The 26,251-nt window shown below is 66.5% G+C and carries 22 protein-coding genes; 13 read left to right on the top strand and 9 right to left on the bottom strand.

Annotation, left to right across the window (positions count from 1 at the left end):
• Nucleotides 1-7: 7 nt before the first annotated feature.
• Nucleotides 8-649 (bottom strand): membrane protein YczE, encoded by a 642-nt coding sequence (gene yczE, locus ACUXVE_RS16590; protein WP_445514824.1) that lies wholly within the window; start codon nucleotides 647-649, stop codon nucleotides 8-10.
• Nucleotides 650-755: 106 nt separating this feature from the next.
• On the bottom strand, nucleotides 756-1,775 hold the full coding sequence (locus tag ACUXVE_RS16585; RefSeq protein WP_445514823.1) for a zinc-binding alcohol dehydrogenase family protein: 1,020 nt from the start codon (nucleotides 1,773-1,775) through the stop codon (nucleotides 756-758).
• Nucleotides 1,776-2,133: 358 nt separating this feature from the next.
• Here ACUXVE_RS16585 and ACUXVE_RS16580 point away from each other — a divergent pair, with 358 nt between their 5' ends.
• From ACUXVE_RS16580 to ACUXVE_RS16565, 4 genes are all read left to right on the top strand, one after another.
• A complete protein-coding gene (locus tag ACUXVE_RS16580; protein ID WP_093817452.1) occupies nucleotides 2,134-3,225 on the top strand; it encodes an OmpA family protein in 1,092 nt (363 codons plus the stop codon).
• 217 nt (nucleotides 3,226-3,442) lie between these two features.
• Nucleotides 3,443-3,949, top strand: coding sequence for a hypothetical protein (locus ACUXVE_RS16575; protein WP_049467667.1), 507 nt, complete (start codon nucleotides 3,443-3,445; stop codon nucleotides 3,947-3,949).
• Nucleotides 3,950-3,969: 20 nt separating this feature from the next.
• A complete protein-coding gene (locus tag ACUXVE_RS16570) occupies nucleotides 3,970-4,779 on the top strand; it encodes a pseudouridine synthase (RefSeq protein ID WP_025878094.1) in 810 nt (269 codons plus the stop codon).
• An 84-nt stretch (nucleotides 4,780-4,863) separates the two neighbouring features.
• The gene (locus ACUXVE_RS16565; RefSeq protein WP_025878095.1) at nucleotides 4,864-5,202 is read left to right on the top strand and encodes a hypothetical protein; all 339 of its coding nucleotides are present in this window, start codon (nucleotides 4,864-4,866) and stop codon (nucleotides 5,200-5,202) included.
• 122 nt (nucleotides 5,203-5,324) lie between these two features.
• On the opposite strand, the gene kbl is transcribed toward ACUXVE_RS16565, so the two are convergent.
• Nucleotides 5,325-6,530, bottom strand: a complete 1,206-nt coding sequence (gene kbl / locus ACUXVE_RS16560) for a glycine C-acetyltransferase (protein ID WP_093817454.1) — start codon at nucleotides 6,528-6,530, stop codon at nucleotides 5,325-5,327.
• Between the two features lie 210 nt (nucleotides 6,531-6,740).
• Between kbl and ACUXVE_RS16555 the strand changes: the two genes are divergently transcribed.
• Nucleotides 6,741-7,433: a TorF family putative porin gene (locus ACUXVE_RS16555; protein ID WP_032977413.1), complete on the top strand. Its 693-nt coding sequence runs from the start codon at nucleotides 6,741-6,743 to the stop codon at nucleotides 7,431-7,433.
• 185 nt (nucleotides 7,434-7,618) lie between these two features.
• On the opposite strand, the gene tdh is transcribed toward ACUXVE_RS16555, so the two are convergent.
• Nucleotides 7,619-8,641 carry an L-threonine 3-dehydrogenase gene (gene tdh / locus ACUXVE_RS16550; RefSeq protein ID WP_117309640.1) on the bottom strand — a complete coding sequence of 341 codons (1,023 nt, stop codon included), beginning with the start codon at nucleotides 8,639-8,641 and terminating at the stop codon, nucleotides 7,619-7,621.
• A gap of 288 nt (nucleotides 8,642-8,929) precedes the next feature.
• Here tdh and ACUXVE_RS16545 point away from each other — a divergent pair, with 288 nt between their 5' ends.
• The 7 genes from ACUXVE_RS16545 to ACUXVE_RS16515 all read left to right on the top strand — a co-directional run bounded on the left by ACUXVE_RS16545 (nucleotide 8,930) and on the right by ACUXVE_RS16515 (nucleotide 17,547).
• Entirely contained in the window at nucleotides 8,930-11,092 is a 2,163-nt protein-coding gene (locus tag ACUXVE_RS16545; RefSeq protein WP_445514822.1) for a S46 family peptidase, read from the top strand.
• 222 nt (nucleotides 11,093-11,314) lie between these two features.
• Nucleotides 11,315-11,959, top strand: a complete 645-nt coding sequence (locus ACUXVE_RS16540; protein WP_445514821.1) for a histidine phosphatase family protein — start codon at nucleotides 11,315-11,317, stop codon at nucleotides 11,957-11,959.
• 42 nt (nucleotides 11,960-12,001) lie between these two features.
• Nucleotides 12,002-13,273, top strand: a complete 1,272-nt coding sequence (folC, locus tag ACUXVE_RS16535) for a bifunctional tetrahydrofolate synthase/dihydrofolate synthase (protein WP_445514820.1) — start codon at nucleotides 12,002-12,004, stop codon at nucleotides 13,271-13,273.
• Nucleotides 13,274-13,354: 81 nt separating this feature from the next.
• Nucleotides 13,355-14,389: an SPOR domain-containing protein gene (locus ACUXVE_RS16530; protein WP_093817458.1), complete on the top strand. Its 1,035-nt coding sequence runs from the start codon at nucleotides 13,355-13,357 to the stop codon at nucleotides 14,387-14,389.
• 46 nt (nucleotides 14,390-14,435) lie between these two features.
• Nucleotides 14,436-15,215 (top strand): CvpA family protein, encoded by a 780-nt coding sequence (locus tag ACUXVE_RS16525; RefSeq protein ID WP_033830450.1) that lies wholly within the window; start codon nucleotides 14,436-14,438, stop codon nucleotides 15,213-15,215.
• Between the two features lie 30 nt (nucleotides 15,216-15,245).
• Nucleotides 15,246-16,712 (top strand): amidophosphoribosyltransferase, encoded by a 1,467-nt coding sequence (purF, locus tag ACUXVE_RS16520; RefSeq protein WP_025878104.1) that lies wholly within the window; start codon nucleotides 15,246-15,248, stop codon nucleotides 16,710-16,712.
• Nucleotides 16,713-16,722: 10 nt separating this feature from the next.
• Nucleotides 16,723-17,547 carry a ferritin-like domain-containing protein gene (locus tag ACUXVE_RS16515; protein ID WP_445514819.1) on the top strand — a complete coding sequence of 275 codons (825 nt, stop codon included), beginning with the start codon at nucleotides 16,723-16,725 and terminating at the stop codon, nucleotides 17,545-17,547.
• A 74-nt stretch (nucleotides 17,548-17,621) separates the two neighbouring features.
• Here ACUXVE_RS16515 and ACUXVE_RS16510 read toward each other — a convergent pair whose 3' ends face one another.
• Nucleotides 17,622-19,088: a DUF2235 domain-containing protein gene (locus tag ACUXVE_RS16510; protein WP_445514818.1), complete on the bottom strand. Its 1,467-nt coding sequence runs from the start codon at nucleotides 19,086-19,088 to the stop codon at nucleotides 17,622-17,624.
• Nucleotides 19,089-19,314: 226 nt separating this feature from the next.
• On the opposite strand from ACUXVE_RS16510, the gene ACUXVE_RS16505 reads away from it, so the two are divergent.
• On the top strand, nucleotides 19,315-20,568 hold the full coding sequence (locus ACUXVE_RS16505) for a zinc-dependent metalloprotease (RefSeq protein ID WP_222390567.1): 1,254 nt from the start codon (nucleotides 19,315-19,317) through the stop codon (nucleotides 20,566-20,568).
• A gap of 87 nt (nucleotides 20,569-20,655) precedes the next feature.
• Here the strand turns inward: ACUXVE_RS16505 and lpxH are convergent, their stop codons facing one another.
• The 4 genes from lpxH to ACUXVE_RS16485 form a co-directional block, all read right to left on the bottom strand.
• Complete coding sequence (lpxH, locus tag ACUXVE_RS16500) at nucleotides 20,656-21,402, bottom strand: UDP-2,3-diacylglucosamine diphosphatase (protein ID WP_445514817.1); 747 nt, start codon at nucleotides 21,400-21,402, stop codon at nucleotides 20,656-20,658.
• A gap of 17 nt (nucleotides 21,403-21,419) precedes the next feature.
• Nucleotides 21,420-21,959 (bottom strand): phosphatase PAP2 family protein, encoded by a 540-nt coding sequence (locus ACUXVE_RS16495; RefSeq protein ID WP_099782979.1) that lies wholly within the window; start codon nucleotides 21,957-21,959, stop codon nucleotides 21,420-21,422.
• Nucleotides 21,940-23,085, bottom strand: a complete 1,146-nt coding sequence (locus tag ACUXVE_RS16490) for a glycosyltransferase family 4 protein (protein ID WP_445514816.1) — start codon at nucleotides 23,083-23,085, stop codon at nucleotides 21,940-21,942. Before ACUXVE_RS16490 ends, ACUXVE_RS16495 begins: the two co-directional genes overlap by 20 nt.
• A gap of 166 nt (nucleotides 23,086-23,251) precedes the next feature.
• Entirely contained in the window at nucleotides 23,252-26,221 is a 2,970-nt protein-coding gene (locus tag ACUXVE_RS16485; protein WP_222390564.1) for a TonB-dependent receptor domain-containing protein, read from the bottom strand.
• Between the last annotated feature and the right edge of the window lie 30 nt (nucleotides 26,222-26,251).

The following is a 26,251-nucleotide window of genomic DNA, read 5'->3' as shown; positions in this document are numbered from 1 at the left end:
GACGCGATCACCCCTGGCCGCGCTGCGCGCTCGCCGGGCGTGGCCCGGCACTACCCGCCGGGCTTCGGCCGATCCCGAACCAGCCAAGCGTGACCCCGCACAACGGCCCGATCAGCAACGCGAAGGCGAGCGTGCCGACGCCGACATTGCCGCCCAGCCACCACCCCAGCAGCAGCACGCTGCCTTCAATCAGGCTGCGCACCTTCCAGACCGGCCAGCCGGTGCGCGCGTGCAGTCCGGTCATCAGGCCATCGCGCGGGCCAGGGCCCAGCCTGGCGCCGATGTACAGGCCGGTGGCCAGCGCCACCAGCAGCATGCCGGCGCAGAACATCGCCACCTGCCAGCCCAGGCCGACCGCCGGCGGCAGCAGCCACAACCCGAACTGGGCCGAGGGGCCGATCAGCATCACATTGAGCACAGTGCCGACGCCGGGCTTCTGCCGCAGCGGCCACCACAGCAGCAGCACCAGCGCGCCGATCACGTTGGTGGCCAGGCCGAATGACAACGGCGTCTGCGCAGCGATGCCCTGCGACAGCACGTCCCACGGCGCGACACCGATGGCGGCGCGGATCATCAGCGAGGCGCCGAAGCCGTAGAGGAACAGGCCGATGATCAGTTGCAGCAGGCGCAAGGGCAGGGCGGTGGGCATGACAGGCTCGGGGAGAGGGAAATCTGTTGCCACCCTATCCCCGAAATAGCCCGCTCAATAGATACAGATGTCGGCCAATCCACTGCGACAGGCTGTGGATGGTGAATCAGTCGTCCCAGCCGGCAAGCGCCAGCTTGCCGATGGTGCGGCCGCCGGCCAGACGCTGATGCGCGGCATCCAGGTTGGCCGCATTGATCGGGCCCAGCACTTCGCTCAGCGTGCCGCGCAACTGGCCCGCGTCGATCATGCTGGCGGCGCGGTTGAGGATGCGGTGCTGCTCAATGCGGTCGGCGGTGGCAAAGCGCGCGCGGGCGAACATGAATTCCCAATGGATGCCGATGCACTTGGCCTTGTAGGGATCGCCGATGCGCAGCGGGCCGCGGGGTTCCACGATCAGGCCTACATGTCCCTGTGGCGCCAGCAGCTGGCCCAGTTCGTCCCAGTAGTGATCGGTGTCGGCCAGGTTGAGTGCCACCTGCACTTCGTCGACGCCAAGCGCCTGCAGCTGCGGCAACAGGGGCTGGCGATGGTCGATGACATGCTGGGCGCCCATCCGCCGGCACCAGTCGATCGAGGTTTCCCGCGAGGCGGTGGCAATGACCTCAAACCCCGCATGGTGGGCCAGCCGGATCGCCATCGAGCCGACGCCGCCGGCACCACCGATCACCAGCAGGCGCTGGCCGGCGTGGCGGCGATCATCAAGCTGCAGGGGCATGCGCTGGAACAGCAGTTCCCAGGCAGTGAGGGTGGTCAGCGGCAGCGCGGCCGCTTCGGCGAAATCGAGGGTGGTCGGTTTGCGTGCCACCAGCCGCTCATCCACCAGCTGATACTGCGCATTGCAGCCAGGGCGGGTGACATCTCCTGCGTAGTAGACCTCGTCACCGGAGGCGAACAGGCTGGCTTCCTCGCCCATCGCTTCGACCACCCCTGCCGCGTCCCAGCCGAGAATGCGCGGGGTATCCAGCGACGCGGCCGGCGTGGCTGCACGCAGTTTCCCGTCGACGGGATTGACGGAAAGTGCTTCGACACGGATCAGCAGATCACGACCACGCGGCGGCTGCGGCGGTGGCAACACCAGATCGCGCAGAGCAGGGGCGGAGTCACGGCACAGGGCGACGGCTTTCATTGCAGCTCCAGCTCGGTTCCTGTCTGCATCATAAGGTTCCTCACCTCGATGGGCGCGCGCTGAACCGCTTTGGGATAACCCGCGCCAAATCTGACGCATCTGGCCGTTAAACCCTTCCAAACCCTTGTGGTGCGTGGGTCTTGCGGATTTTCATCATCCTGTATAGGGTTTCAACGTCGGACCGGTGGCCGGTCGTGCGCGGCGCTTCACATGTTACGGGACTGTTAACATGACCTTCACCCGCCTGAGCATAATGTTCGCGGCGGTGGCGTGCTGAATCGGCTGTCTGAACATCGACGCAGTAGTGCTGGCCCATGCCTCTACCGGTTTCATACCCCCGAAATAGGAGCTGTACTCAATGAACAAGAAGATCCTTACTGCCGCGCTGCTGGGCGGTCTGGCATTCGCCCAGGCTGCGTCGGCGCAGGAGTTCGATGACCGCTGGTACCTGACCGGTTCGGCCGGCTTCAACTTCCAGGACAACGACCGCCTGACCAACGACGCTCCGTTCGTGACCCTGGGTCTGGGCAAGTTCATCAGCCCGAACTGGTCGCTGGATGGTGAGCTGAACTACCAGAACCCGAACTTCGACGCCAACCAGGATCAGAACTGGTCGCAGTACGGCGTGTCGTTCGATCTGCGTCGCCACTTCATCAAGGAAGGCCGCGGCTGGAACCCCTACATCGTGGGCGGCCTGGGCTACCAGAAGTCGGAAGAAGAGTACCCGGCTCTGGACACCAACGGTCCGCGTGATCGCAAGGACGGCAACCTGGCTGCCAAGCTCGGCGTCGGCCTGCAGACCACCTTCGACAAGCGCGTTGCTGTCCGCGCCGAAGTGGCCTACCGCGCTGACTTCGACGACCAGAGCATCGCCGCGCGCGACGAAAGCTGGTTCGGCGACGTGCTGGCTTCGGTCGGCGTCGTGATCCCGCTGGGCCCGGCCCCGGTGGCTGCTGCTCCGGCTCCGGCTCCGGTTGCCCCGAGCTGCGCCGACCTGGATGACGACGGTGACGGCGTCAACAACTGCGACGACAAGTGCCCGAACTCGCAGCCGGGTCAGACCATCGGTCCGGACGGTTGCCCGGTGCCGGTCTCGATCGACCTGAAGGGCGTGAACTTCGACTTCGACAAGTCGAACCTGCGTCCGGACGCTGTGGCCATCCTGAGCGAAGCCACCGAGATCCTGAAGCGTTACCCGGATCTGCGCGTTGAAGTTGCCGGTCACACCGACTCGAAGGGTACCGACGCTTACAACCAGAAGCTGTCGGAGCGTCGTGCTACCGCGGTGTACAACTACCTGACCAAGAACGGCGTCGACGCTGGCCGTCTGGCCGGTCCGATCGGCTACGGCGAGAGCCGTCCGATTGCGCCGAACACCAACCCGGATGGTTCGGACAATCCGGAAGGTCGCGCCAAGAACCGTCGTACCGAGCTGAACGTCCAGAACTAAGTTCTGACGCTCTGCCAGTAAGACACAGCAGGACCCGGCTTCGGCCGGGTCTTGTTGTTTGTGCGTGTGGCATGGATGAATCAGCGCTGGAAATGCGACCGTTCGTCGGCAATTTGCTTATGAAACCAATGAGTTGCCGTATTCATTGAAAGTGGCGCTTGAAAGATGACGCGGCATTGCTAAACTCGCCGCGTCACTTCCTTTCGTGGATGCCCTCATGCTGCGCTCTGCATCGGCTGCCGTTCTGGCGCTGGCCCTGGTTCCTGCTGCTCACGCTGCGGTTGATTGCTCGGTCAACACCAGCGCCTCGCCGCTGCCGTTGCCGGCCACGGCCGTCGCCCCGGTGGCCGATGAGCTGTACATCCGCAGCAGCCAGCTGGGCATGGCCAGCGGCGTGCTGGGCAGCAGCTACGATCCGTCGCAGTCGCTGGACCAGGTGCTGCAGCGGTTGCGCATCGACGGCTGCCAGAACATCGCCAAGGCGATTCCGAGCGCGCCGGCGGTGAAGCCCAATGATCCGGCCGCGTACAAGCCGCAGACCGAGTTCGACAACACGCCGTGGCGCTTCGACATGAGCCAGAACGGCAAGCGCATGACCGCCGAAGAGTTCGACGCCTGGATGAAGGCCCGCGGTGTACGCGTGGTCAAGGCACGTCCGGTTCCGGCAGCTACCCCGGCCGCAGCCGAAGTACCGGCTGAGACCAAGCCGGTCGACAAGAAGTAAGCGCGGCGGGGAGCAGAGGCTTGCGTACGCGCCGCCCACCTGCTGCCCCCGCTGCCCGCTCCCACGCTGCGCGTGGGCGTGCGAATCCCCCTGCGGTTTCCGCTGGCGTGCGCCATGGCCTGGCGCGCGTGCTGTCCAAGGCCGGCGTGTGTTCGCGCAGCGAGGCCGCGCGCTGGATCGCCGATGGCCGTGTTCGTGTCGCCGGGCGCATCGTCCGTGATCCTGAATTCCCGATTGCCAGCCCGGCGCCGCCGATCGAGGTCGACGGCCAGCCGATGGGCGCACCGCAACGTCTGTACCTGATGCTCAACAAGCCGCGCGGGGTGGTCACCACCGTGCAGGACGAGCGTGGCCGCGACACCGTATACCGCTGCTTCGATGGCGCCGGCCTGCCGTGGATCGCGCCGGTCGGTCGCCTGGACAAGGCCAGTGAAGGCCTGTTGCTGTTCAGCAATGATCCGCAGTGGGCTGCGCGCCTGACTGATCCGCAGACCGGCCCGCACAAGACCTACCACGTGCAGGTCGATCGCCTGCCCGACGAGGACACCCTGGCCGCGCTGCGCGCCGGTGTCGAAGACGAGGGCGAGTTCCTGCTTGCCCTGGCCGTGCGCGTGCTGCGCAGCGGCGACAAGACCGCCTGGTTGGAGGTGGTCCTTGACGAGGGCCGCAACCGCCATATCCGTCGCCTGCTGGCGGCCTTCGACCTGCAGGTGCTGCGCCTGGTCCGCGTTGCGATCGGCGAGCTCACGCTCGGCGATCTCGGCAAGGGCCAGTGGCGGGCGCTGGAGGTCAGCGACCAGCAGCGGCTGGGGGCCGCTGCACCGGGCTGAGTGATGCCCACGGCCGGCGCTTGCCGGCCACCGTTCCAGGCGTAGGGGGCGCCTGGTTGTCGAATGTCCAGAACGGAGCCTGCCATGTATCACCCGACCCTCAAGCAAACCCTGCGCTGCGCCAGCCTGTTGTTGCCGATCGTGCTGTTGACGGCCTGCGGCGGCCACAAGAAGACGGCCAAGGCCGATCGCCCGGCCGAAACCCCGGTGGTTGAAGTAAAGACCCCGGAGCTGGATGGCCGCGGCAGCTATCGCTTCATGATGAGCAACGGCGACCAGAAGATGACCGCCGACCAGTTCGATGCCTGGATGAAAGCCAATGGCATCCGCGTTGCCAAGGGCAACGGCCAGGACGCTGCCGCCAAGCCGGTGGTGGTCGCCAGCAAGGACGAACCCAAGGACAAGAAGAAAAAGAAGAAATAAGGCCTGGCAGGTGCCGACCTTGGTCGGCACGTCCTGATGGGTAGCGCCGGGCCGTGCCCGGCGGGCGCGTGGCGCGGCTATCGGGAAACCGCCGGGCATGGCCCGGCGCTACCCGTGGGTGATCAACCCTTGATCACGCCCAGCTCGACGCCGATGCGGGTGAACGCATCGATCGCCCGGTCCAGGTGTTCGCGAGTGTGCGCGGCGCTGATCTGGGTGCGGATGCGCGCCTGGCCCTTGGGCACCACCGGGAAGAAGAAACCGATCGCATAGATGCCTTCTTCCAGCAGGCGCTCGGCGAACTTCTGCGCCAGCGGTGCGTCGTACAGCATCACCGGGCTGATCGGGTGCACGCCGGGCTTCACGTCGAAGCCGGCAGCGGTCATCTTCTCGCGGAAGTAGGTGGTGTTGGCGGCCAGGGTGCTGCGCAGGTCATCGGCCGCGGCCAGCATCTCGAACGCCTTGATGCCGGCGGCGACCACGTGCGGCGGCAGCGAATTGGAGAACAGGTACGGGCGCGAGCGCTGGCGCAGCAGCTCGATCACTTCGGCGCTGGCGCAGGTGAAGCCACCCAGTGCACCGCCCATGGCCTTGCCCAGGGTGCCGGTGATGATGTCGATCTTCTCCAGCACGCCCTTGACCTCGGCCGAGCCGCGGCCCGTCGCGCCGAGGAAGCCGGTGGCATGGCATTCGTCGATGTGCACCAGCGCGTTGTACTTCTTTGCCAGCGCGGTGATCTCGTCCAGCGGGGCGATGAAGCCGTCCATCGAGAACACGCCGTCGGTGGTGATCAGCTTGGTCTTGCAGCCGGCCGCATCGGCGGCCTGCAGCTGCGCTTCCAGATCGGCCATGTCGCAGTTGGCGTAGCGGAAGCGCTTGGCCTTGCACAGGCGCACGCCGTCGATGATCGAGGCATGGTTCAGTGCGTCGGAAATGATCGCGTCGTTCTCGCCCAGCAGCGGTTCGAACAGGCCGCCGTTGGCGTCGAAGCAGGCCGCGTACAGGATGGTGTCCTGCTTGCCGAAGAAGTCGGCGATCTGCTTCTCCAGCTGCTTGTGCAGGTCCTGGGTGCCGCAGATGAAGCGCACCGATGCCATGCCGAAGCCGTGGCTGTCCAGCGCGTCCTTCGCGGCCTGGATCAGGTCGGGATGGTCGGCCAGGCCGAGGTAGTTGTTGGCACAGAAGTTCAGCACCTTGCGGCCGTCTTCCAGAGTGATCTCGGCGGACTGGGGGCTGGTGATGATCCGCTCGGACTTGAACAGGCCCTGGGCGCGGATGGCGTCCAGTTCCTCAGCATAGTGGCGGGTCAGGGCGGAGGAGTCGGTCATGGCGTGGGCACGGCTCAGCACGGGAAACCACTGATTCTACCGGGCATCGACCGCAGCGGACCGGCCCGGATGGGGCGCCGCCATGGCCGGCACATGTTGCATCGCAATAGCAAACGGGTTAAAAATTCGTGAACCGGGCCCGTCTGGCTCCGGTTGCTGCGCCCGCTGCAGATCCCGCCTTCCACGCCACCGCCCCCACCGGAGACGCTCATGAAGCACGCCCGTGCCTGCCTCGCCATTGCCGCCGCCCTGACCCTCGCGCCGTTCGCCGCCAGCGCCCAGGACAACGAATCTCCGTACAGCTGGAACGTCACCGCCGTCTCGGACTACCTGTTCCGTGGTGTGTCGCAGACCGATGAGGATCCGACCCTGCAGGCCGGCTTCACCTACACCAGCCCGGTGGGCCTGTATGCCGGCGTCTGGGGCTCGGGCGTGGACTTCGGTCCGGGCGATCCGAAGACCGAGGTCGACTACCTGATCGGCTACGGCGTGGACGTGACCGAGCGCGTCAACTTCGACGTGCTGTTGAATCGCTACACCTACCTCAAGGCCAGCCACCAGAACTACAACGAGCTGATCACCACCACCACGCTGGACGACACCTACAAGCTGACGGTGGCCTACAGCAACGATGTGTGGAACAGCAGCACCGACGGCTGGTACTTCGGCCTGGGTGGCAGCTGGGGCCTGCCGAAGGACTTCACGCTCAACGCCAACGTCGGCCGCAGCACCTTCGAGGACGGTATCGCCAAGGACTACACCGACTGGAACGTCGGCGTCGCCCGCCAGTTCGGCCTGTTCAATGTCGGCCTGGGCTACTACGGCACCGATGGCAATGGCCGCGACAACTCCGGCAAGCTGGCCCACAGCCGGGTGATGCTGAGCGTGGCCGTAGGCAAGTAACGCCGCAGGCGTTACGGTAGGTGCCTGGCTTGCCTGGCACGCTTCACGAAAAAGGCGCCCAATGGGCGCCTTTTTCGATTCCGCAGCGTTCTTGATCCCAACTGGGGGAGAGCCCCCTTGTTGTTCAAGGGGGCGCGCCGACGGCGCGGGGATAAGGAAGCCTGCGGGGGAATTGACCCGAAGGGTCAATTCCAGCTGAGAACCACCTTGCCGGCCTTGCCTTCTTCCATCAGGTCGAAGCCCTTCTGGAAGTCGTCGATCGGCAGCTGGTGGGTCATCACCTTGCCGAGCGGGAAGCCGGACAGCACCAGCTGGGTCATCTTGTACCAGGTCTCGTACATCTTGCGGCCGTAGATGCCCTGCACGGTCAGGCCCTTGAAGATGATCTTGTCCCAGTCGCAGCCGGCGCCCTTGGGCATGATGCCGAGCATGGCGATCTTGCCGCCGTGGTACATGCAGTCGAGCATGTCGTTGAACGCGCGCGGGTTGCCGCTCATTTCCAGGCCCACGTCGAAGCCCTCCATGTGCAGTTCCTTCATCACGTCCTTCAGCGACGTGTTGGCGACGTTGACCACGCGGGTGGCGCCCATGTCGGCGGCCAGCTTCAGGCGGAAGTCGTTGACGTCGGTCACCACCACGTTGCGTGCACCGATGTGTTTGCAGATGCCCGCCGCGATGATGCCGATCGGGCCGGCGCCGGTGATCAGCACGTCTTCGCCGATGACGTTGAATTCCAGCGCGCAGTGCGCGGCATTGCCGTACGGGTCGAAGAAGGCGGCCAGCTCGGAAGGGATCTGGTCGGGGATCGGCCACAGGTTGCTGGCCGGCATCACCATGTATTCGGCGAACGCGCCGTTGACGTTGACGCCGATACCGACGGTGTTCGGGCACAGGTGCGGACGACCGCCGCGGCAGTTGCGGCAGTGGCCGCAGACGATGTGGCCTTCGGCCGACACGCGCTGGCCGATCTCGTAGCCGGTCACGCCCGGGCCGATCTGCGCGATGCGGCCGACGAACTCATGGCCGATGGTCAGGCCCGGCTTGATCGTGCGCTGGCTCCATTCGTCCCACAGGTAGATGTGCAGGTCGGTGCCGCAGATCGCGGTCTTTTCCAGCTTGATCAGGACCTGGTTGGGGCCCGGGGTCGGCACCGGAACCTCTTCCATCCAGATGCCCTTGGCCGCTTCGCGCTTGACCAGGGCCTTCATCGTTTGCTGCGCCATCGGGTGGAACTCATCAGGGGGAAAGCGCGGATTATAGGGCGCCACGCGGATTTCCCATGCTGCGCTGCGGGCGCAGCGGTGGAACGAAAGCTGTGCGCAGGCGGGCGTTTCGAACAGCGCCGCTGCGCTCGCCGGGCATGGCCCGGCGCTACCGGCAGATCGCGCGGGTAGCGCCGGGCCATGCCCGGCGGGCCGGGGCCCATGACTTCCGGGGTTCGGGCCGGGGCAGGGCGGCGGGCTACAATCGAGGGTTCCACTACCAGGGGCCGCTCCATGCGCTCGAACCTGCTTGCATTCTCCGTCGTCGCCAGCCTTGGGCTGGTCCAGGTCGCCCATGCCGCTGAAGGCATGTGGGTGCCGCAGCAGCTGCCGGAAATCGCCGGCCCGCTGCAGAAGGCCGGCCTCAAGCTGTCCCCGGAACAGCTGGCCAACCTGACCGGTGACCCGATGGGCGCGGTGGTCGCGCTGGGCGGCTGCACCGCCAGCTTCGTCTCCCCGCAGGGCCTGGTGGTCACCAACCACCACTGTGCCTACGGTGCGATCCAGCTGAACTCGACCGCACAGAAGAACCTGATCAAGGACGGCTTCAACGCGCCCAAGCTCAGCGATGAACTGAGTGCCGGCCCGAACGCCCGCGTGTTCGTGCTCGACCAGATCACCGACGTCACCGCCCAGGCCAAGGCGGCCATCGCCGGCGCCGGCAAGGACCCGCTGGCCCGCAGCCGTGCGCTGGACGCTTTCGACAAGGCCCAGGTCGCCGCGTGTGAAGCCGATGCCGGCTTCCGCTGCCGCCTGTATTCCTTCTCCGGCGGCAACACCTACCGTCTGTTCCGCAACCTGGAAATCAAGGACGTGCGCCTGGTCTATGCACCTCCGGGCAGCGTCGGCAAGTTCGGCGGTGACGTCGACAACTGGATGTGGCCGCGCCACACCGGTGACTTCTCGTTCTACCGTGCCTACGTCGGCAAGGACGGCAAGCCGGCGGCGTTCTCGGCCGACAACGTGCCCTACCAGCCCAAGCACTTCCTGAAGTTCGCCGATACGCCGCTGGGCGCCGACGACTTCGTGATGGTGGCCGGCTACCCGGGCCGCACCAACCGCTACGCGCTGGCCGGTGAGTTCAACGAGACCGCCAGCTTCACCTACCCGACCATCGCCCGCCACTACAACGCGGTGCTGAAGATGATCGCCGACGCCGGCAAGGCCGACGCCGACGTCAAGGTGAAGTACGCCGCCACCGCGGCCAGCATGAACAACGTGGCCAAGAACTACCTGGGTCAGCTGGAAGGCTTCAAGCGCATCGATGCCGCCGGCCAGAAGCAGGCCGAAGAAGCGGCGGTGCTGGCCTGGCTGAAGAAGCAGGGCGCTGCCGGCAAGCCGGCGCTGGCTGCACACGCGCAGCTGCTGCAGCACCTGGATACCAGCAAATCCACGCGCGAGCGCGACCTGTTCGTCGGCCAGTTCAACAACACCTCCGCGGTGGGCGCGGCCATCACCCTGTACCGCCTGTCGATCGAGCGCAGCAAGCCCGACGCCGAGCGCGAAGCGGGTTACCAGGATCGCGACCTGACCACCATCGAGGGCAGCCTGAAGCAGATGGATCGCCGCTACGTGGCGAAGATGGACCAGCAGCTGCAGACCTATTGGCTGGACCAGTACGTGGCCCTGCCGGCCGCGCAGCGCGACAACGAAGTGCTGAACACGTGGTTGGCCGGCAGCGATGCCACTGCGGTGAAGTCGCTGGTGACCAAGCTGGGCGGCACCGGACTGGGCAGCCTGGACACCCGCCTGAAGTGGTTCAAGGCCGATCGCGCTGCGTTTGAAGCCAGCAATGATCCGGCCATCCAGTACGCGGTGGCCGTCATGCCGGCGCTGCTGAAGCAGGAAGAGCAGAAGAAGATCCGCGAGGGCGAATCGCTGACCGCTCGTCCGCTCTACCTGCAGGCCGTGGCCGACTACAAGAAGAGCCAGGGCGAGTTCGTCTATCCCGATGCCAACCTGTCGCTGCGCATCACCTTCGGCAACGTGATGGGCTATGGCAAGGACGGCGTGAAGTACACCCCGTTCACCACTCTGGAAGGTGTGGCGGCGAAGGAAACCGGTGAAGATCCGTTCGACTCGCCGAAGGCGCTGCTCGATGCGGTCAAGGCCAAGCGTTATGGCGGACTGGAAGACAAGCGGATCGGTTCGGTACCGGTGAACTTCCTGTCCAACCTGGACATCACCGGCGGCAACTCCGGTTCGCCGGTGCTCGATGCCAACGGCAAGCTGGTCGGCCTGGCCTTCGACGGCAACTGGGAATCGGTCAGCTCCAACTGGGTGTTCGATCCGGTGATGACCCGCATGATCGCCGTCGACAGTCGCTACATGCAGTGGATCATGCAGGAAGTGGCGCCGGCGCCGCAGCTGCTGAAGGAACTGAACCTGGCCAAATAAGGTAGTGCCGGCCGCTGGCCGGCAACCCGGCAGGCTCTGCCGGGCGGTGCATCCACGCATGGCGTGGATCTACCGCCATCCTGCAACCCCGCGACGTCTGTCGCGGGGTTTTTTCATGGTCCGACCGGCCGGGTCCGCCGAACAGGTATCATCCCTGTTCCGCGCACTTCACAGGATGTGAACAATGCGCCGGAACTCCTCCCCCAAGGACCCCTTGTTCGCATGCGCATCCTGCTTGCCCGTCACGGCGAAACGCCGTGGAACGCCGAAGGCCGCTACCAGGGCCAGATCGACATCCCGCTTTCGCCCATCGGTGAGGCCCAGGCCCAGGCGCTGGGCGCCCGCCTGGCTTCGGTGGACATCACCCGCGCAGTGGCCTCGCCGCTGTCACGCGCCCAGCGCACCGCGCACCTGGCCCTGGGTGCTGCACGCGCCGACATGCTGCTGACCGAGCCGGAGCTGCAGGAAATCGCCCACGGTGAGTGGGAAGGCCTGCTGGCCAGCGAAATCAACGAAAAAGACCCGTCGCGCCTGCAGGCGTGGCGCAATGAACCGGACACCGTGCTGATGCCCGGTGGCGAATCGCTGCGCCTGGTGCTGGAGCGCAGCTGGCGCGGCCTGGCCCGCGCCGCCGAAGGCCTTCGCGAACACGACACCCTGCTGGTGGTCGCCCACGACGCAGTCAATCGGGTGATCCTGTGCAAGGTGCTGGGCCTGCCGTTGTCGCGGCTGTGGACCTTCCGCCAGGCACCGACCACGCTCAACCTGCTTGAAGGCGCCGACCTGGACAGCCTGGAAGTGGTGCGCCTGAACGACTGCGCCCACCACACGCCGTTCTTCGGTGAAGCCAAGCACCGCGCACTCTGAATCTTCTGCCCTGAACCACCTGCACCTGTTGGAAGCCTTGCCGTGAAGAACACCCCGACCACTCTGGCCGAATGGCTGGACTACATTGAACGCCAGCACCCGGCCAGCATCGACATGGGGCTGGAGCGCGTGCGCACCGTGGCCACCGCGATGGGCCTGGGCACGCCGGCCAGGCACACCATCGTGGTCGGTGGTACCAACGGCAAGGGTTCCACCGTCGCCTTCATCGAGGCCATCGCGCGTGCTGCGGGCTGGAAGGTCGGCGCGTACACCTCGCCGCACCTGCTGCGCTACAACGAGCGCGTGCGCATCGATGGCCAGGATGTCGATGACGCCGCACTGGTGGCCGCGTTCAACACGGTCGAGGCAGCGCGCGGTGATGTGACGCTGACCTACTTCGAGTACGGAACGCTGGCCGCGCTGCAGCTGTTCGCCGATGCCGATCTTGATCTGGCCGTGCTGGAAGTGGGCCTCGGCGGCCGCCTGGATGCGGTCAACATCGTCGACGCCGACGTGGCGGTGATCACCACCGTGGACATCGATCACGCCGAATGGCTGGGCGAGGACCGCGAGGCCATCGGTGCCGAGAAGGCCGGCATCATCCGCGGCTGGAAGCCGGTGATCCTGGGCGAGACCGATCCGCCGTCGAGCGTGCTGGCGCGCGCCTACCTGGTGGGTGCCAATGCGATCCGCGGCGGCAGCGACTATTTCTACGAACCGATCGACGCGCAGCGTTGGCGCTGGCGCGATGTCGGCACCCGCCTGGAACTGCCGACGCCGACGCTGGCCGGGCCGATCCAGCTGGCCAACGCCGGTGCGGCGATCGCGGCGCTGCGCGCGTTGGACCGGCCGGTGCCGCGCGCGGCATGGGCCGCAGGCGTGGCAGCGGCGCGCATCTCCGGGCGCCTGCAGGCGTTCGAGCGCGATGGCGTGCAGGTTCGCGTCGATGTCGGCCACAACCCGCAGGCAGCCGGCCAGCTGGCGCGCGCGCTGAAGGCCGAGGCAGCCCCCGGGCGCACCCTGGCGGTATACGCCGCGCTGCAGGACAAGGACGCCGTGGGCGTGGTGCAGGCCCTGCAGGAGGTGGTGAGCGACTGGACCCTGGCCGGGCTCGATGGCCCGCGTGGGCAGAGTGCGGCGGAACTGCAGGCACGGCTGGCAGATACCGCGGCAGCCACTGCGGCGCTGGCCGGCACGGTCGAACAGGCGCTGGCGCAGGTGCTGGCCCGCGCCGAGCGCGGCGACCGGGTGCTGGTATTTGGTTCCTTCCATACCGCCGCCGCTGCGCTGCAATGGCTGCAGGCCCACGCCTGACCGCCGTTCAGCCATTACCGACGCCGTGCGGTCGCGCACCCGTATAATCGACCGCAACGTCCAGCCTGCCGCCTGCCCTACGTGGATACGCCCCTGAAACAGCGTCTGATTGGTGCCATCGTCCTGGTGGCCTTGGCCGTCATTTTCCTGCCGATGCTCGTCAAGGGCCCGGCCCCGGACAGCGGTGTCGCTTCTGTGCCGATCGCCGCGCCCGATGCGCCGGCCGATGGCCAGTTTGAAACCCGTGAACTGCCGCTGGTCGCACCGGCCGGTGGCGCCACCGGGTTGCAGAGTGGCCAGGCCCGTCCCGTCGAGGAGGCCGCCGCCCCGGCGACACCACCGACCGTGGACACCTCGCCAGCCGTCGCCGCCGGCAACTACGCGGTGACCTTCGGCGCCTACGGCAGCCAGGCCGACGCCGATGCGGTGATCGCCTACCTCAAGCGTTCGCAGCTTCCGGGCTTCATCGAGACCGCATCGATCAATGGTCGCCCGGCCTGGCGCGTGCGCGTTGGGCCGTATGCCGACCGTGCCCAGGCCGAAGCGGCCCGGTTGCAGGCGGTGAAGGTGCGTGCCGACGTGAAGGCAGAAGTCATCACGCTCGACGCGAAGCCCTCGACCAGCTCACCGGTGGCAAGCACGCCGACGCCCGCGCCGAGCGCCAGTACTCCCGTCGCGGCGGCCACGCCGTCGGCGACCGGCAACCCGGTGCGCAGTGAAAGTCTGCCGCCGAGTACGCCGACTGCAGCAGCGCCGCCGGCCGCCAAGCCGGTGGCCAAGCCGGAACCGAAGCCCGAACCCAAGCCCGAGCCCAAGCCCGAAGCGACCGCCAGCAAGCCGGCCACGCCGCCGAGCACGCCGGCCGCACCGGCCGCCAGCGGAGTGGGGTTTGCCGTACAGCTCGGCGCATTCGGCCAGGCCAACGATGCCAACGCCCTGCGCGACAAGGTGCGCGCGGCAGGCTTCAGCGCCTTCGTCGAGCAGGTGCGTACCGAAAAGGGTAGCCTGCACCGCGTCCGTGTCGGGCCGGTCGCCAACCGCGCCGATGCTGAACAGTTGAAGGCGCAGGTCGCCGCCAAGGTCGGCGTGGCCGGCATGGTGCGACCGCACCCATGACCTGTACGCAGCCCCGTTGCCAGCGCCGCCGAAGGAGCGGGGCGCCATGATCGACGTGGTGCTGCTGATCGTGATCGCCGCCTCCACCCTGCTTGGGTTGCTGCGCGGCTTCGTGGGCATCGTCATCGGCACCGTATCGTGGCTGGTGGCCGCCTGGGCGGCCTTCGCCTTCGGCAATGACGCCGCCCGCTGGTGGGCCGCACCGGCTGCGCCCGGCGGCGAGCATTTCATCGGCGGCTACCTCAGCGTCGGCATCGGCGTGATGGTCGTGGTCGCTGTGATCGGCATGGTCATCAAGGCCATCGTCCACCGCAACATGCTGGGCAGCCTGGACCGCCTGCTGGGCGGGGTCCTCGGTGCCGTGCGTGGCGGGCTGATCGCGGCCGTGCTGCTGTTGCTGGCCGGCTTCACCCCGCTTACCGCCGAACCCTCCTGGCGCGGCTCGGCGCTGCGCCCGGTGCTGAACCCGGCCGTGGCCTGGATGAACAGCAAGCTGCCACAGTGGCAGGTGCCGGGCACCGACCTGCTGCCCAAGGCCTTGCCGATGGACGCGCTGTCCCCATCTGCGTTGATGGAGCTGGGCAAGAGCGCCGGCGCCGGAGTGGGCAAGCCGGGAGCGACAGGCGATAATGGCGTACTCGGTCAGATAGTGGCGGGCAGCGGATGGCTGCGGCCTGCGAAGGCGGAACAGGGCGAGGCATACGATCCGGCCGAAGTGCGCCCGGACGCCCCAGCACTACCGGGCAGCATCGAGCCGGACGACCCGGCCAATGTCGACCGCAGACGCGGCGACAACTCTGGCCAGGTACGGCCACCTTCCTTGTAACTGGGCACAGCCCAGCGGAGACCTCGCATCATGTGTGGCATCGTCGGAATCGTCGGCAACCAGAACGTCGCCGGGCAGTTGTATGACGGCTTGACCGTCCTCCAGCATCGCGGCCAGGACGCGGCGGGCATCGCCACCGTCAACGGCAGCCGCCTGCGGGTGCAGAAGGCCACCGGCCTGGTCCGCGATGTGTTCGATGCACGCACCATGTCCACCCTGGAAGGCAGCGTCGGCATCGCCCATGTGCGCTATCCGACCGCCGGTTCGGAAGGCATGGACGAGGCACAGCCGTTCTACGTCAATTCGCCGTACGGCATCGCGCTGGCCCACAACGGCAACCTGATCAACACCGAGGACCTGCGCCAGCAGGTGTTCGAGCAGGACCGCCGCAACGTCAATACCGATTCGGACAGCGAAGTGCTGTTGAACGTGTTCGCCTACGAACTGGAACAGCAGCGCCAGCTCAGCCCGGAAGCCGCCATCCGCGCGGTTGCCGGCGTGCACCGCCGCTGCAAGGGCGGCTATGCGGTGGTCAGCGTGGTGCTGGGCCTGGGCCTGGTCGCGTTCCGCGATCCGCATGGCATCCGCCCGCTGGTGCTGGGCAAGCGCAGCCATGCCGAGGGTGACGAATACATCGTTGCCTCCGAGTCGGCTGCGCTGGACGTGCTGGGCTTCCAGCGCGTGCGTGACGTGCAGCCGGGCGAAGCGCTGGTGATCACCGCGCGCGGCGAGCTGTTCTCGGAAATCTGCGCCGAGCCGGCCGAACACACGCCGTGCATCTTCGAGTACGTGTATTTCGCACGCCCCGATTCGATGATCGACAACGTGTCGGTGCACAAGGCGCGCATGCGCATGGGCATCAAGCTGGGCGAGAAGATCCTGCGCCTGCGCCCGGACCACGACATCGACACCATCATCCCGATCCCGGACACCTCGCGCGACGCCGCGCTGGAGATCTCCAACGTGCTCGGGGTGAAGTACCGCGAAGGCTTCATCAAGAACCGTTACATCGGCCGCACGTTCATCATGCCGGGGCAGGGCGAACGGGTGAAGTCGGTGCGCCGCAAGCTCAACCCGATCCACCTGGAATTCCGCAACCGCGTGGTGCTGCTGGTGGACGACTCCATCGTGCGCGGCACTACCAGCCAGCAGATCGTGCAGATGGCGCGTGACGCCGGCGCACGCAAGGTCTACCTGGCCAGCGCCGCGCCGCCGGTGCGTTACCCGAACATCTACGGCATCGACATGCCGGCCGCTGAAGAGCTGGTCGCGCACAACCGCAGCATCGAGGAAATCGAAGCGCACCTGGGCTGTGACTGGCTGATCTACCAGGACATCGAAGACATGGAAGCGGCGGTGAGCGAAGGCAATCCGGCGCTGCGCAACTTCGATTCGTCGTGCTTCAACGGCCATTATCCGACGGGCATCGAGCCGGGCTACTTCGAGCGCATCCAGCAGCTGCGTTCGGACGACGCCAAGCACAAGCGCCGCGCCTGAGGTCCAGGCGGTGATCGACGTGCCTGACGTCGGCGGCAATCTGCTGCGCGCCGCGCAGCAGTGCCTGGCCGAAGCCGATCCGCTGCGCAAGGTCGCGCTGACCCAGGCCTACGCCGCTGCGTTCCGCGCCGGCCGCTTGAACATATCGGCCGATGCACCGCCGGCCGATCCGATCCGCATGCCGGGCCGGCCGCCGCAGTTGCTGATGGTGCATCCGCGTGAAGTGCCCCGGCGCGGGCTGGGCGGTGTGGAAGGGCGTGCGGCGTTCATCCATGCCATCGCCCATATCGAGCTCAATGCGATCGACCTGGCCTGGGACGCGGTGTACCGCTTCCGCGGTCTGCCGGCGGCGTTCCATGCCGACTGGGTGAGCTGCGCCGACGACGAATCGCGCCACTTCATGCTGCTGCGCGAGCGTCTGCTGGCACATGGCCATGAGTACGCCGATTTCCCTGCGCACAATGGCCTGTGGGAAATGTGCGAGAAGACCGCGCACGACGGCCTGGCGCGCATGGCGCTGGTGCCGCGCGTGCTGGAAGCGCGCGGGCTGGACGTGACGCCGGGCATGATCGACAAGCTGCGCAACGTCGGCGATGGCGAAACCGCCGACGTGCTGGAGGTGATCCTGCGCGAGGAGGTTGCACATGTTGCCGCCGGATCGCGCTGGTTCCGCTGGTACTGCGAGCGCGCCGGCGTCGAGCCACGAGCGCGTTTCAAGGAACTGCTGGTCGAGTATGCCGGTGGCTACCTGCATGGGCCGTTCAATATCGAGGCACGCCTGCTGGCCGGGTTCGATGCAGATGAGCTCGCCAACCTGGTCGAACAGGTGGGTTGAAGGAAAAGGGCACGGAGGGAATCAAGGCGTTTGTGGCACAAACGGCGTGATTCCCTCCGTCCCCATTTTGGTTCTCATGCGTTCGGCAACACCAGGCGTCTGCCATCCACCGTCGGCCGGTTGATGTAGAACAGCCCCGGCCCGGGGCGATACGGCAGCTCGCTGACACCGGCGTCGGCGGTGTAGGTCAGGGCGGTATCGCCCAGCGCATCGAAATTCCAGTGTGCGGACTGCATCAGGTAACGGCGGCGCAGCAACGCTTCCTGCGTCGGGGTCAACGGCTGGCCGGCAATCAGGCGGCGCGCGATCGGCTGCAGCGCGCTGGGCAGTTCCCAACCCGCCACCTTGGCCGCGTCGGTAGTCCAGGTCACGCCGGCAGCGATGGCGTGCTGCTGCATCACCTGCAGCGCAACCAGCTGGTAGCGCCAATCGATGCGCCGGTGCAGCACCACCGCAGCGGTGACGTACAGCACCGGCGACATCAGCACGCTGCGGCTGCCCGCGCGTCGCTGCTGCTGCCACTGGTGCCAGACATCGACCCATACTTCCTTCGGACTCAGCCCCAGCTGCTGCCGCCAGCGTTCGGCGTCGGTCTGCGCTTCAGCGTACGCGGTGGTCGCCTGCAGCAGTGCCAGGGGCGGTGTCTGGTAGTCCTCCACGCCAGGTCGGCGCAACTGCTGCCGCCGCGGCCGGCTGAGCAGCTTGGGCCCTTCTTCCACCTGGTCGTAGCCACCGCCGATGTTGGCGTGCACGCCGGGTAGTGCGATTTCGGGATGAGCTGGTGCCACCGTGGTCAGCGCATAGTGCTGGCGATGCTCGTCGCGCGCACTGAGCTGCAGTACTGTCTCGGCGATGCCTGCGGGCAGGGCGATGCGGGGGTGTTCGTCGGCGCGGCCGCCGTTGACGGCGACCACCGTGTCGAACAGGCCGATGAAGCGCAATATCGGCCGCGGCAGGGCGAAATCGGCGCTGCATGAAAGCCCCGCCTGCTGCAGCAGCTGCCGCCAGCGCGCGCCGTCCCATCCGCGCAGATGGTTGGCCACATCGCGCGCGGAGGCCGCGCCGCGCGAGTAGCCGAACAGATCCAGCTGCACGCTGTGCAGGGGTGCGCGCCACTGCGACGCAAGCGCCGACAGTGCCGCCGGCAGCAGCACCTGCAACGCTCGCTGCACCTTCGCCTGCACGCCACTGGCGCCGATACCGAAGGCCAGGCCGATCAGGTCGTCCTCGGCATCATCGCGGGTGCCGACGCCTTCCACATAGATCGCCAGCGAAGGTGTACTGCCGGGCGTGCGCCGGCTGTCCGGATACAACTGATGCAGGCGCGCGATGTTGGTGGCGCCGTTGTCGTAGCTGCTGGTCAACCGGCTCTGGTAGGTCGAATCATCATCGGCGCGGAGCAGGGCGGGGCGCGGTCGCGGCACCTGCCGGTGACCCTGCGCCAGGTTGTGGGCGTTGTTGCGGGTGCCATCGAAGAACAGTCCGATCCGCAGCAGGCCCGGATCAGCCGTCGTGTCACCGCTGTGCTGCGCTGGCGCCATGTGCATCCCCTGTCATTGCCACGTCACGGTAGCGCGAAAGCCATGTGTTGGCGAAGTGTACTGACGCTTTTGACCTGACTGAACGCAGATGCGGTCGATCACAGATCGCGATTTCCATTCCTCTCGTCTATTGAATTCACACGCCCTGCGCAGGCCTGATGGCCGGACCCGGCACCCCGGGTCGTGCTGCATCAACGCTGTCCACTTCACTTCAAGGAGCGACAAGATGATGTCCAGATCGATAGGTAAAGCGACAGGTGGTCTGTTGTTGGGATTGTCGGTAGCGGCGGCCGCCCATGCGGCGCCGCTGTTCGAGCCGGTCACCGTGCTCAGCCGTGCATCGGCCACCAGCGAGCCGGTACTGGGGCGATTGCTGGCCACCCCGTCCACCGCCGCCGTACAGGAAGTGCGTGTCGATGCTGCCGCCACCGCGCAGCCGCAGCTGGAATTCGAGCTGCTCGGGCAGAAGGTGCAGGCCGTTCGCAGCAAGGTCGAGGCGCTGCCCGATGGCGGCAGCATCTGGTACGGCCAGTTGCGCGCGCCGTCCGATCGCCTGCAGGCGGCCACGTCCAATGGCCAGGACGATCCGGGCAATTCGCTGATCCTGGTGCGCTCGGGCAATACGCTCACCGGCTCGATCCGCAAGGACGGCAAACTCTATCGTCTGCGTCCGCTGGGCAATCGCCACGTGCTGGTCGAGGTGGATGAATCGCGTATGCCGGCCGATCATCCGGCCGATTACAACCAGTTGCCGAAGATCGCCATGCCGGCCAATGAGCGCCTCGGCACTGCGCAGGCCTCGTCGGGCAGTCCGGCGACCATCCGCGTGCTGGTGGTGGCAACCAATGCTGCAGTGACCGCCTACGGTGGCAACATGCAGTCGCTGGTGCAGTTGGCGGTTGCCGAATCCAACCAGGGTTACACCAACAGCAACGTAGGCCTCACCCTGCAGCTGGCCGGTTATGAGACCACCAGCTACACCGAGTCCGGCAATTTCACCACCGATCTGTCGCGCTTCCGTGGCACCAGCGACGGCTACATGGACAGCATCCACACCAGCCGCAACAACACGGCTGCCGACGTCGGCGTACTGCTGATCAACAACACCAGTTACTGCGGACTGGCCTCGGGCATCGGTTCCACCGCATCGACCGCGTTTGCTGCGGTGTACTGGGATTGCGCCACCGGCTACTACTCGTTCGCCCATGAAATCGGCCACCTGCAGAGCGCACGGCACGACATCGCCAGTGATCCGAGCACGTCGCCGTATGCCTATGGCCATGGCTATCGTTATGAGCCGGCCAGCGGATCGCGCTGGCGCACGATCATGGCCTATGACTGCTCGGCCGGCTGCCCGCGGCTGAACTACTGGTCCAATCCGAACATCAGCTACAACGGCGTGCCGATGGGTATCGCCAGCAGTGCCGACAACCAGCGCGTGCTGGTCAATACCAAGGCCACCATCGCGGCCTTCCGCTGAGTCCAGGCGCCGACCAGGGTCGGCGTCTACCAGGGCGCGTGCACCTGCTCTGGTAGATGCCAACCTTGGTTGGCTCCAAGCGATCCATCATGCGCGGCTGAGCGTATCCAGGGTCCAGCCGTTGGCATCCACGCGCAGCACCGAACCCTGTTCGTACCAGTCGCCCAGCACGATGCGGGTGCAGCGGCGTCCGCCGGCCTGCAGGGTGTGGATCGCCGGGCGATGGGTGTGGCCATGGATCATCGTGTCCACACCATGGCGCACGTAAGTGGCTTCCACTTCGGCCGGGGCCACGTCGGTGACTGTTTCGAACTGCGCACGGTCGCCCTGCTTCATTTCCGACTGGCGCGCCTGGCTGGCATCACGCGCCTTCTGCGCGAAGGCGATACGCGCTTCCAGCGGCTGCGACAGGAACTGCGCCTGGAAGACCGGGTCGCGGGTCTGGGCACGGAACTGCTGGTAGGGGATGTCATCGGTGCACAGCAGGTCACCGTGCTGCAGCAGCACCGGGCGGCCGTACAGATCGATCATGCACGGGTCCGGCAGGATGCGCAGGCCGGCGCGGCGGGCATAGTCTTCGCCCAGCAGGAAATCACGGTTGCCACGGATGAAGAAGACCGGCACGCCGCTGTCGGACAGTACCTTCAGCGCATCGGCCACCGCGTCGGCTGCGGCCGAGGGGGTGTCATCGCCGATCCAGGCTTCGAACAGATCGCCGAGGATGTACAGCGCATCGGCGCCAGGCGCTTCCTCGCGCAGGAAGCGCAGGAACAGGTCGGTGATGGCCGGACGGCTGGGGTCCAGATGCAGATCGGAGATGAACAGCGTGGTCATGCGGACATTCTAGGGCATCACACCGGCAACGGCAGCCAGGCCAGGCTGGCCGAGGCCAGCAGTGCAGCGATGCCGGTGGCAGCCAGGACGTCGCTTGGGTAGTGCAGGCCCAGCACTACGCGCGACAGGCCCACGCCGAGGGTGAACGGCACCAGCAGCGGCGCCAGCCAAGGGTAGTAGGCCAGCGCGACGATGGTGAACGACACCGCGTGCAGGGTATGGCCGGACGGGAAACTGAACTCATCCAGCGGCGCCACCCAGGCACGGATACGCAGGTCGGCCGCGTACGGCCGTGGCCGCCTGGTCCAGCGTTTCAGGCCCTTGTACAGCAGCAGCGCGGCCAGGCCGGTGGCGGCCATGTGCACTGATGCGCGCAGGCCGTCGAAGCCATCGATGAGCACCAGCGCGCCCATCAGGACATACCAGAACACGCCATCGCCGAGCCGGCTGATGATCGAAAAGACGCGTCGCACACGCCGACGTCGGCAGTAGTGGTTGGCGCGGCGGCACAGCCGGGCTTCGCGGCCGGCCAGCAGTTCAAGCGGCGTGGTGCGCATGTCCGCTCCTCCGTGCGCTGGCCAGTTCCGCCAGCAGGCTTTCGAACTCCGCCACCACCTGCTGCGGGTGCAGCCGCTTCATCGCGCGTGCCGCGTTGCCACCCAACGCGCGGCGCTGGGCATCATCGGCAGCCAGTTGCACCGCTGCCTGCACGAACTGCTCGTCGTCCTCCACTGCGGCACCGTTCTCGCCGTTGCGCAGGTACTCGCGGGCCGCGCCGTAGTCGAAAGCAACCGTGGCCAGGCCGCTTGCCATGCTTTCCAGGGTCACGTTGCCGAAGGTCTCGCTGCGGCTGGGGAACAGGAACAGGTCACCACTGGCGAAATGCCGGGCAAGGGCATCACCGCGCTGGATGCCGCAGAAGATGAAATCGGGATTCTCATGCGCCAGTTTCTCGCGTGCCGGGCCATCGCCGACCCAGATGAAACGCGCTTTCGGGCGCACCTGCTGCAGCTTGCGGAAGGCCTTCACCGCCAGGCCGAGGTTCTTTTCGGCGGCGATGCGGCCAACGTAGATCGCCGCCAGGCCCGTGCCATCGATGCCCCATTCCTCGCGCAGCGCCGGGTCGCGGCGCGCCGGGTCGAACTGCTGGCTGTCGACCGCACGGGCGAGCAGGCGCACGCGCTCGAAGCCCTGGTCGGTCAGGAATTCCTGCAGTTCACGGGTGGGCACCAGGGTCGCGTCGGCCTGGTTGTGGAAGCGGCGCATCCAGCGCATTGCCGCCGACTGCAGCCACGCCACGCCATAGTCGGGCAGGTACTCGTCAAAGCGGGTGTGGAATCCGGTCGCCACCGGAATGCCGAGGCGGCGCGCGGTGCGCAGTGCCGACCAGCCCAGCGGACCTTCGGTCGCCACGTAGACCGCATCGGGGCGCTGCTGCCGCCAGTGCCGGCCCAGCCGGATCGGTGCCGGCAGGCCGAAGCGCAGGCCGGGGTAGCGCGGCAAGGCCGCGCCCGGTACCAGCAGGGTGCCCGGCGCCGCATCCAGTGCTTCGCTGACCTGTCGCGGACGGATCAGGTCGACCTCGTGGCCGGCCGTGCGCAATCCCTGCTCCAGGCCCTGCACGGTCAATGCGACGCCGTTGATCTCCGGCGGGTAGGTTTCGGTGACGATGGCATAGCGCATGGCGGGCCTCCGGTTTTACGCATGCTCGGGGCTGGCGATGTAGCCGACATGACCGCTTTGCGACAGCGCGATGACGGCCGGGCAGGGCGGTGCCTGCGCAGTTCAGCGGCACAAAAAAACCACGGCCCCGAAGGGCCGTGGTCGTGGTGGTGCGACAGCGCGTGGATCAGAAGCGCTGCTGGTACTTCATGTACATGAAACGACCGATGTCGTAGCCACCGTAGTAGGAGAACGACGAATTCGGCTTGCTGTACATCACCGGGCCTTCCTTGCCGAACACGTTGTTGGCGCCAACCGACACGGTGGCATCCCACGGCAGGTTGTAGCGGAACTGCACGTCGTGGAAGGTGACCGCGCCACGCTGGTTGTAATCGCGGGTACCCTTGATCCACGGTGCCATGAAGCCCGGGTCGGAGCACTCATCGGCGTAGCGGGTGGCGTTGAGGCAACGCTCCTTCACGCCGGAGTAGTAACGTGCGGTCCAGCTGACGCCGAAGTCCCCGATATCCCAACCCAGCACCAGGTTCGAACGCACCCGGAAGGCCAGGCTGGTGCTGGTGCCGATGGTGTTGGCCACGCCATTGATCGGGGTGGGAACCACGCCGGTATCGTTGGTTGAACGGTACACGTTCTTGCTGACGTAGGTGCTGGTCCAGCCAGCGCTCAGCTTGCCGTAGCTGGTATCCACGCGGTAGCTGACGTCCAGGTCGTAACCTTCGGTCTCGGCGAAGCCAGCGTTGCGGTTGCCGAACTTCAGGCCAGTGACGATGCCGGTGGCCGCATCGCGGGTGAAGCGGCTGCAGCGTGCTTGGATACCCTGCTCGTAGCAGTCGGTGAGGATCTGGTTCGGGCTGTCATCGACAATGGTGTTGTCGATGCGGATCTTCCACCAGTCCAGTGCAACGTTGAGGTTGCTGACGAAGGTCGGGCTCCACACCAGGCCCAGCGTCTTGCTGGTCGAGGTTTCCGGGGTCAGCTGGGGGTTGGAACCGGATACGAACGGCGTCGGAGTAGCGTCCTGCGCGGTGGTCACCGGCGTATTGCCCTGCCGCAGCTGGCGGAAGTTGCCGGCGTCGGCGATGTCGCGAGCACAACGTGCGCGGACTTCAGCACTGTTCCTGGAAGCGCCGAACACGGTGTCGCAGGGATCGCTGAACTGCGCGAAGGTTTCCGAACCGCCACCGTACAGGTCACTGATGGTCGGTGCGCGGAAACCTTCGGCCCAGGTGCCGCGGACCAGCAGCTGGTCGATCGGCTTCCACTTGAAGCCGAACTTGCTGTTGAGGGTGTTGCCGAAGGTGTTGTACTCGGAGAAACGCGTCGCGGCGCTGAAGCTCAGTTCCCGTGCACCCGGCAGGTCGGCCAGGATCGGCACGTTGAGCTCCAGGTACGCTTCCTTCACCGTGTAGCTGCCACCGGTCGGGCCAGCGGCCAGGTTGGTGGTGGCACCGGTCTGGGCCAGCGCGTCAGGCGTGTACTGGCCATCTTCCTTGCGGCTTTCGACGCCGAAGGCAAAGCCCAGGTCGCCGGCCGGCAGGGTCATGATGCTGCCCGACAGATTGGCGAACGCGTTCTTGGTGGTGGTGCGGCCGGTGGTTTTTTCGGCCGGGAACAGCCAGGACAGCAGCTCCTCATTGCCGGTCAGGCCGTACGGGTCATTCTTGCCAAACGGCACCAGCGGGTTCCACGGCTTGCAGCCATCGATGACCGCGCCCTGGCGTCCACACATCACCTTGCCCGTGGCCGGGTCGAGGAACGACGGGCCCACGGCATCACGCACGCGCTTCTTGTGCAGGTTGCCGGTGGCGGTGGCGGTCAGCTCGTTGCGGTTGTACTGGTAGCCCACGTCCCAGTCGAAGTAGCGCTGGCCGATCTCGAAGGTGCCATCCAGCGACACCACCGCACGATAGGTCTTCAGCTCGCTGGTGCTCACGCGCGGCACTTCCCAGGTGCGGCGGTTCCAGGACACCGCGGTCGGGTTGGCATAGCCATGCTGGCTGCCGAACGGGTTGAAGTAGCTGTCCCTGGACATCTGGCCAGTGGCGTTCGGGTCGTTGGGAATCGACACCGAGCTGGACTGGGTCGGGTAGCCGGCGATCTGGCGCTCGGAAGAACGCTTGTTGTAGCCGAACTCCGTGCGCAGGTTGATGTCATCGGTCAGCTTGAAGCGTCCGTCGAAGTACACCGAATCACGCTTGATCGGGTACATGACGTGCATCTGGTCGTTGGCATTGCTGACGTCACCGGTGAACGGCGTCGCATCGGTCAGGTGGTAATTGGCCGGGTTGGTCGGGTCGGCACCGCGGTTGAGCGAGTAGCCGCAGCCCAGCCTGGTATCGGTGCAGCCCGGGCGACCCTTCAGGCCGGTGATCTGGCCGTACTGGCTCAGCGTGGTCCAGTTGGAGGGGTCATTGGGGTTGTGGTCGCTGGTACCGTACTTGCTGAACCAGCGGTCACGTGCCCACACGCTCTTTTCTTCGGAGTGTTCCAGCGCCAGCGTCAGCGACACGCGGTCGTTGCTCCAGCCACCCACCACGTCGAAGCGGTCGCGCGCGCCGTCGCCTTCGCTGTACTGGCCGTGGTAGACGTTGGCAGTCACGCCATTGACGTTGGAACGGGTGATGATGTTGATCACGCCGGCCATTGCATCGGAACCGTAGATGGCCGAAGCGCCATCCTTCAGTACTTCGATACGCTCCACCGCCGAGACGGGCAGCGAGGACACGTCCTGCAGGCCCGAGGTGCTGATGCCCAGACGCTTGCCGTTGACCAGCACCAGGGTGCGCTGCGCACCCAGGTTGCGCATGTCGATGTAGGTGCCGCCGGTGTTTTCGCCCGAGCTCAGCGCGTTTGCGCGGCTGATCGCCGGGCTGCCCATCGCGGTCACGTTCTGCAGGATGTCGGCAACGGAGCTGAAGCCCTGGCGTTCGATATCGGTACGGCTCAGGGCCAGCACCGGTTGCGCCGTTTCAACGTCCACCTGGCGGATACGCGAACCGGTGATCTCGATGCGGTCCAGGTTGGTCGGCGAAGCGGCGCTGCCGCTCTGGGCGAACGCGGGCAGGGCAGCCAGCGTCGCGGTGGTTGCCAGGGCGTAGCGGATGGCCTGCCCCAGTGCGGTGGTGCGTGAAGTCATGACGAGCTCTCTCTCTCGGGTCGTGCAAAG

Source organism: Stenotrophomonas sp. 3(2025) (assembly GCF_052665395.1).
Note: the sequence above shows the minus strand (reverse complement) of the source record. Positions and strands in the feature narration are given on the sequence as shown.

What these genes read in the sequence shown, in the direction of transcription:
- ACUXVE_RS16495 (WP_099782979.1), bottom strand. Translation starts at nt 21,959, where the DNA reads ATGCGCACCACGCCGCTTGAACTGCTGGCCGGCCGCGAAGCCCGGCTG.
- purF (WP_025878104.1), top strand. Translation starts at nt 15,246, where the DNA reads ATGTGTGGCATCGTCGGAATCGTCGGCAACCAGAACGTCGCCGGGCAG.
- ACUXVE_RS16575 (WP_049467667.1), top strand. Translation starts at nt 3,443, where the DNA reads ATGCTGCGCTCTGCATCGGCTGCCGTTCTGGCGCTGGCCCTGGTTCCT.
- ACUXVE_RS16545 (WP_445514822.1), top strand. Translation starts at nt 8,930, where the DNA reads ATGCGCTCGAACCTGCTTGCATTCTCCGTCGTCGCCAGCCTTGGGCTG.
- yczE (WP_445514824.1), bottom strand. Translation starts at nt 649, where the DNA reads ATGCCCACCGCCCTGCCCTTGCGCCTGCTGCAACTGATCATCGGCCTG.
- ACUXVE_RS16565 (WP_025878095.1), top strand. Translation starts at nt 4,864, where the DNA reads ATGTATCACCCGACCCTCAAGCAAACCCTGCGCTGCGCCAGCCTGTTG.
- ACUXVE_RS16585 (WP_445514823.1), bottom strand. Translation starts at nt 1,775, where the DNA reads ATGAAAGCCGTCGCCCTGTGCCGTGACTCCGCCCCTGCTCTGCGCGAT.
- kbl (WP_093817454.1), bottom strand. Translation starts at nt 6,530, where the DNA reads ATGACCGACTCCTCCGCCCTGACCCGCCACTATGCTGAGGAACTGGAC.
- ACUXVE_RS16505 (WP_222390567.1), top strand. Translation starts at nt 19,315, where the DNA reads ATGATGTCCAGATCGATAGGTAAAGCGACAGGTGGTCTGTTGTTGGGA.
- ACUXVE_RS16510 (WP_445514818.1), bottom strand. Translation starts at nt 19,088, where the DNA reads ATGGCGCCAGCGCAGCACAGCGGTGACACGACGGCTGATCCGGGCCTG.
- ACUXVE_RS16490 (WP_445514816.1), bottom strand. Translation starts at nt 23,085, where the DNA reads ATGCGCTATGCCATCGTCACCGAAACCTACCCGCCGGAGATCAACGGC.
- ACUXVE_RS16580 (WP_093817452.1), top strand. Translation starts at nt 2,134, where the DNA reads ATGAACAAGAAGATCCTTACTGCCGCGCTGCTGGGCGGTCTGGCATTC.
- ACUXVE_RS16555 (WP_032977413.1), top strand. Translation starts at nt 6,741, where the DNA reads ATGAAGCACGCCCGTGCCTGCCTCGCCATTGCCGCCGCCCTGACCCTC.
- ACUXVE_RS16540 (WP_445514821.1), top strand. Translation starts at nt 11,315, where the DNA reads ATGCGCATCCTGCTTGCCCGTCACGGCGAAACGCCGTGGAACGCCGAA.
- tdh (WP_117309640.1), bottom strand. Translation starts at nt 8,641, where the DNA reads ATGAAGGCCCTGGTCAAGCGCGAAGCGGCCAAGGGCATCTGGATGGAA.
- ACUXVE_RS16485 (WP_222390564.1), bottom strand. Translation starts at nt 26,221, where the DNA reads ATGACTTCACGCACCACCGCACTGGGGCAGGCCATCCGCTACGCCCTG.
- lpxH (WP_445514817.1), bottom strand. Translation starts at nt 21,402, where the DNA reads ATGACCACGCTGTTCATCTCCGATCTGCATCTGGACCCCAGCCGTCCG.
- ACUXVE_RS16525 (WP_033830450.1), top strand. Translation starts at nt 14,436, where the DNA reads ATGATCGACGTGGTGCTGCTGATCGTGATCGCCGCCTCCACCCTGCTT.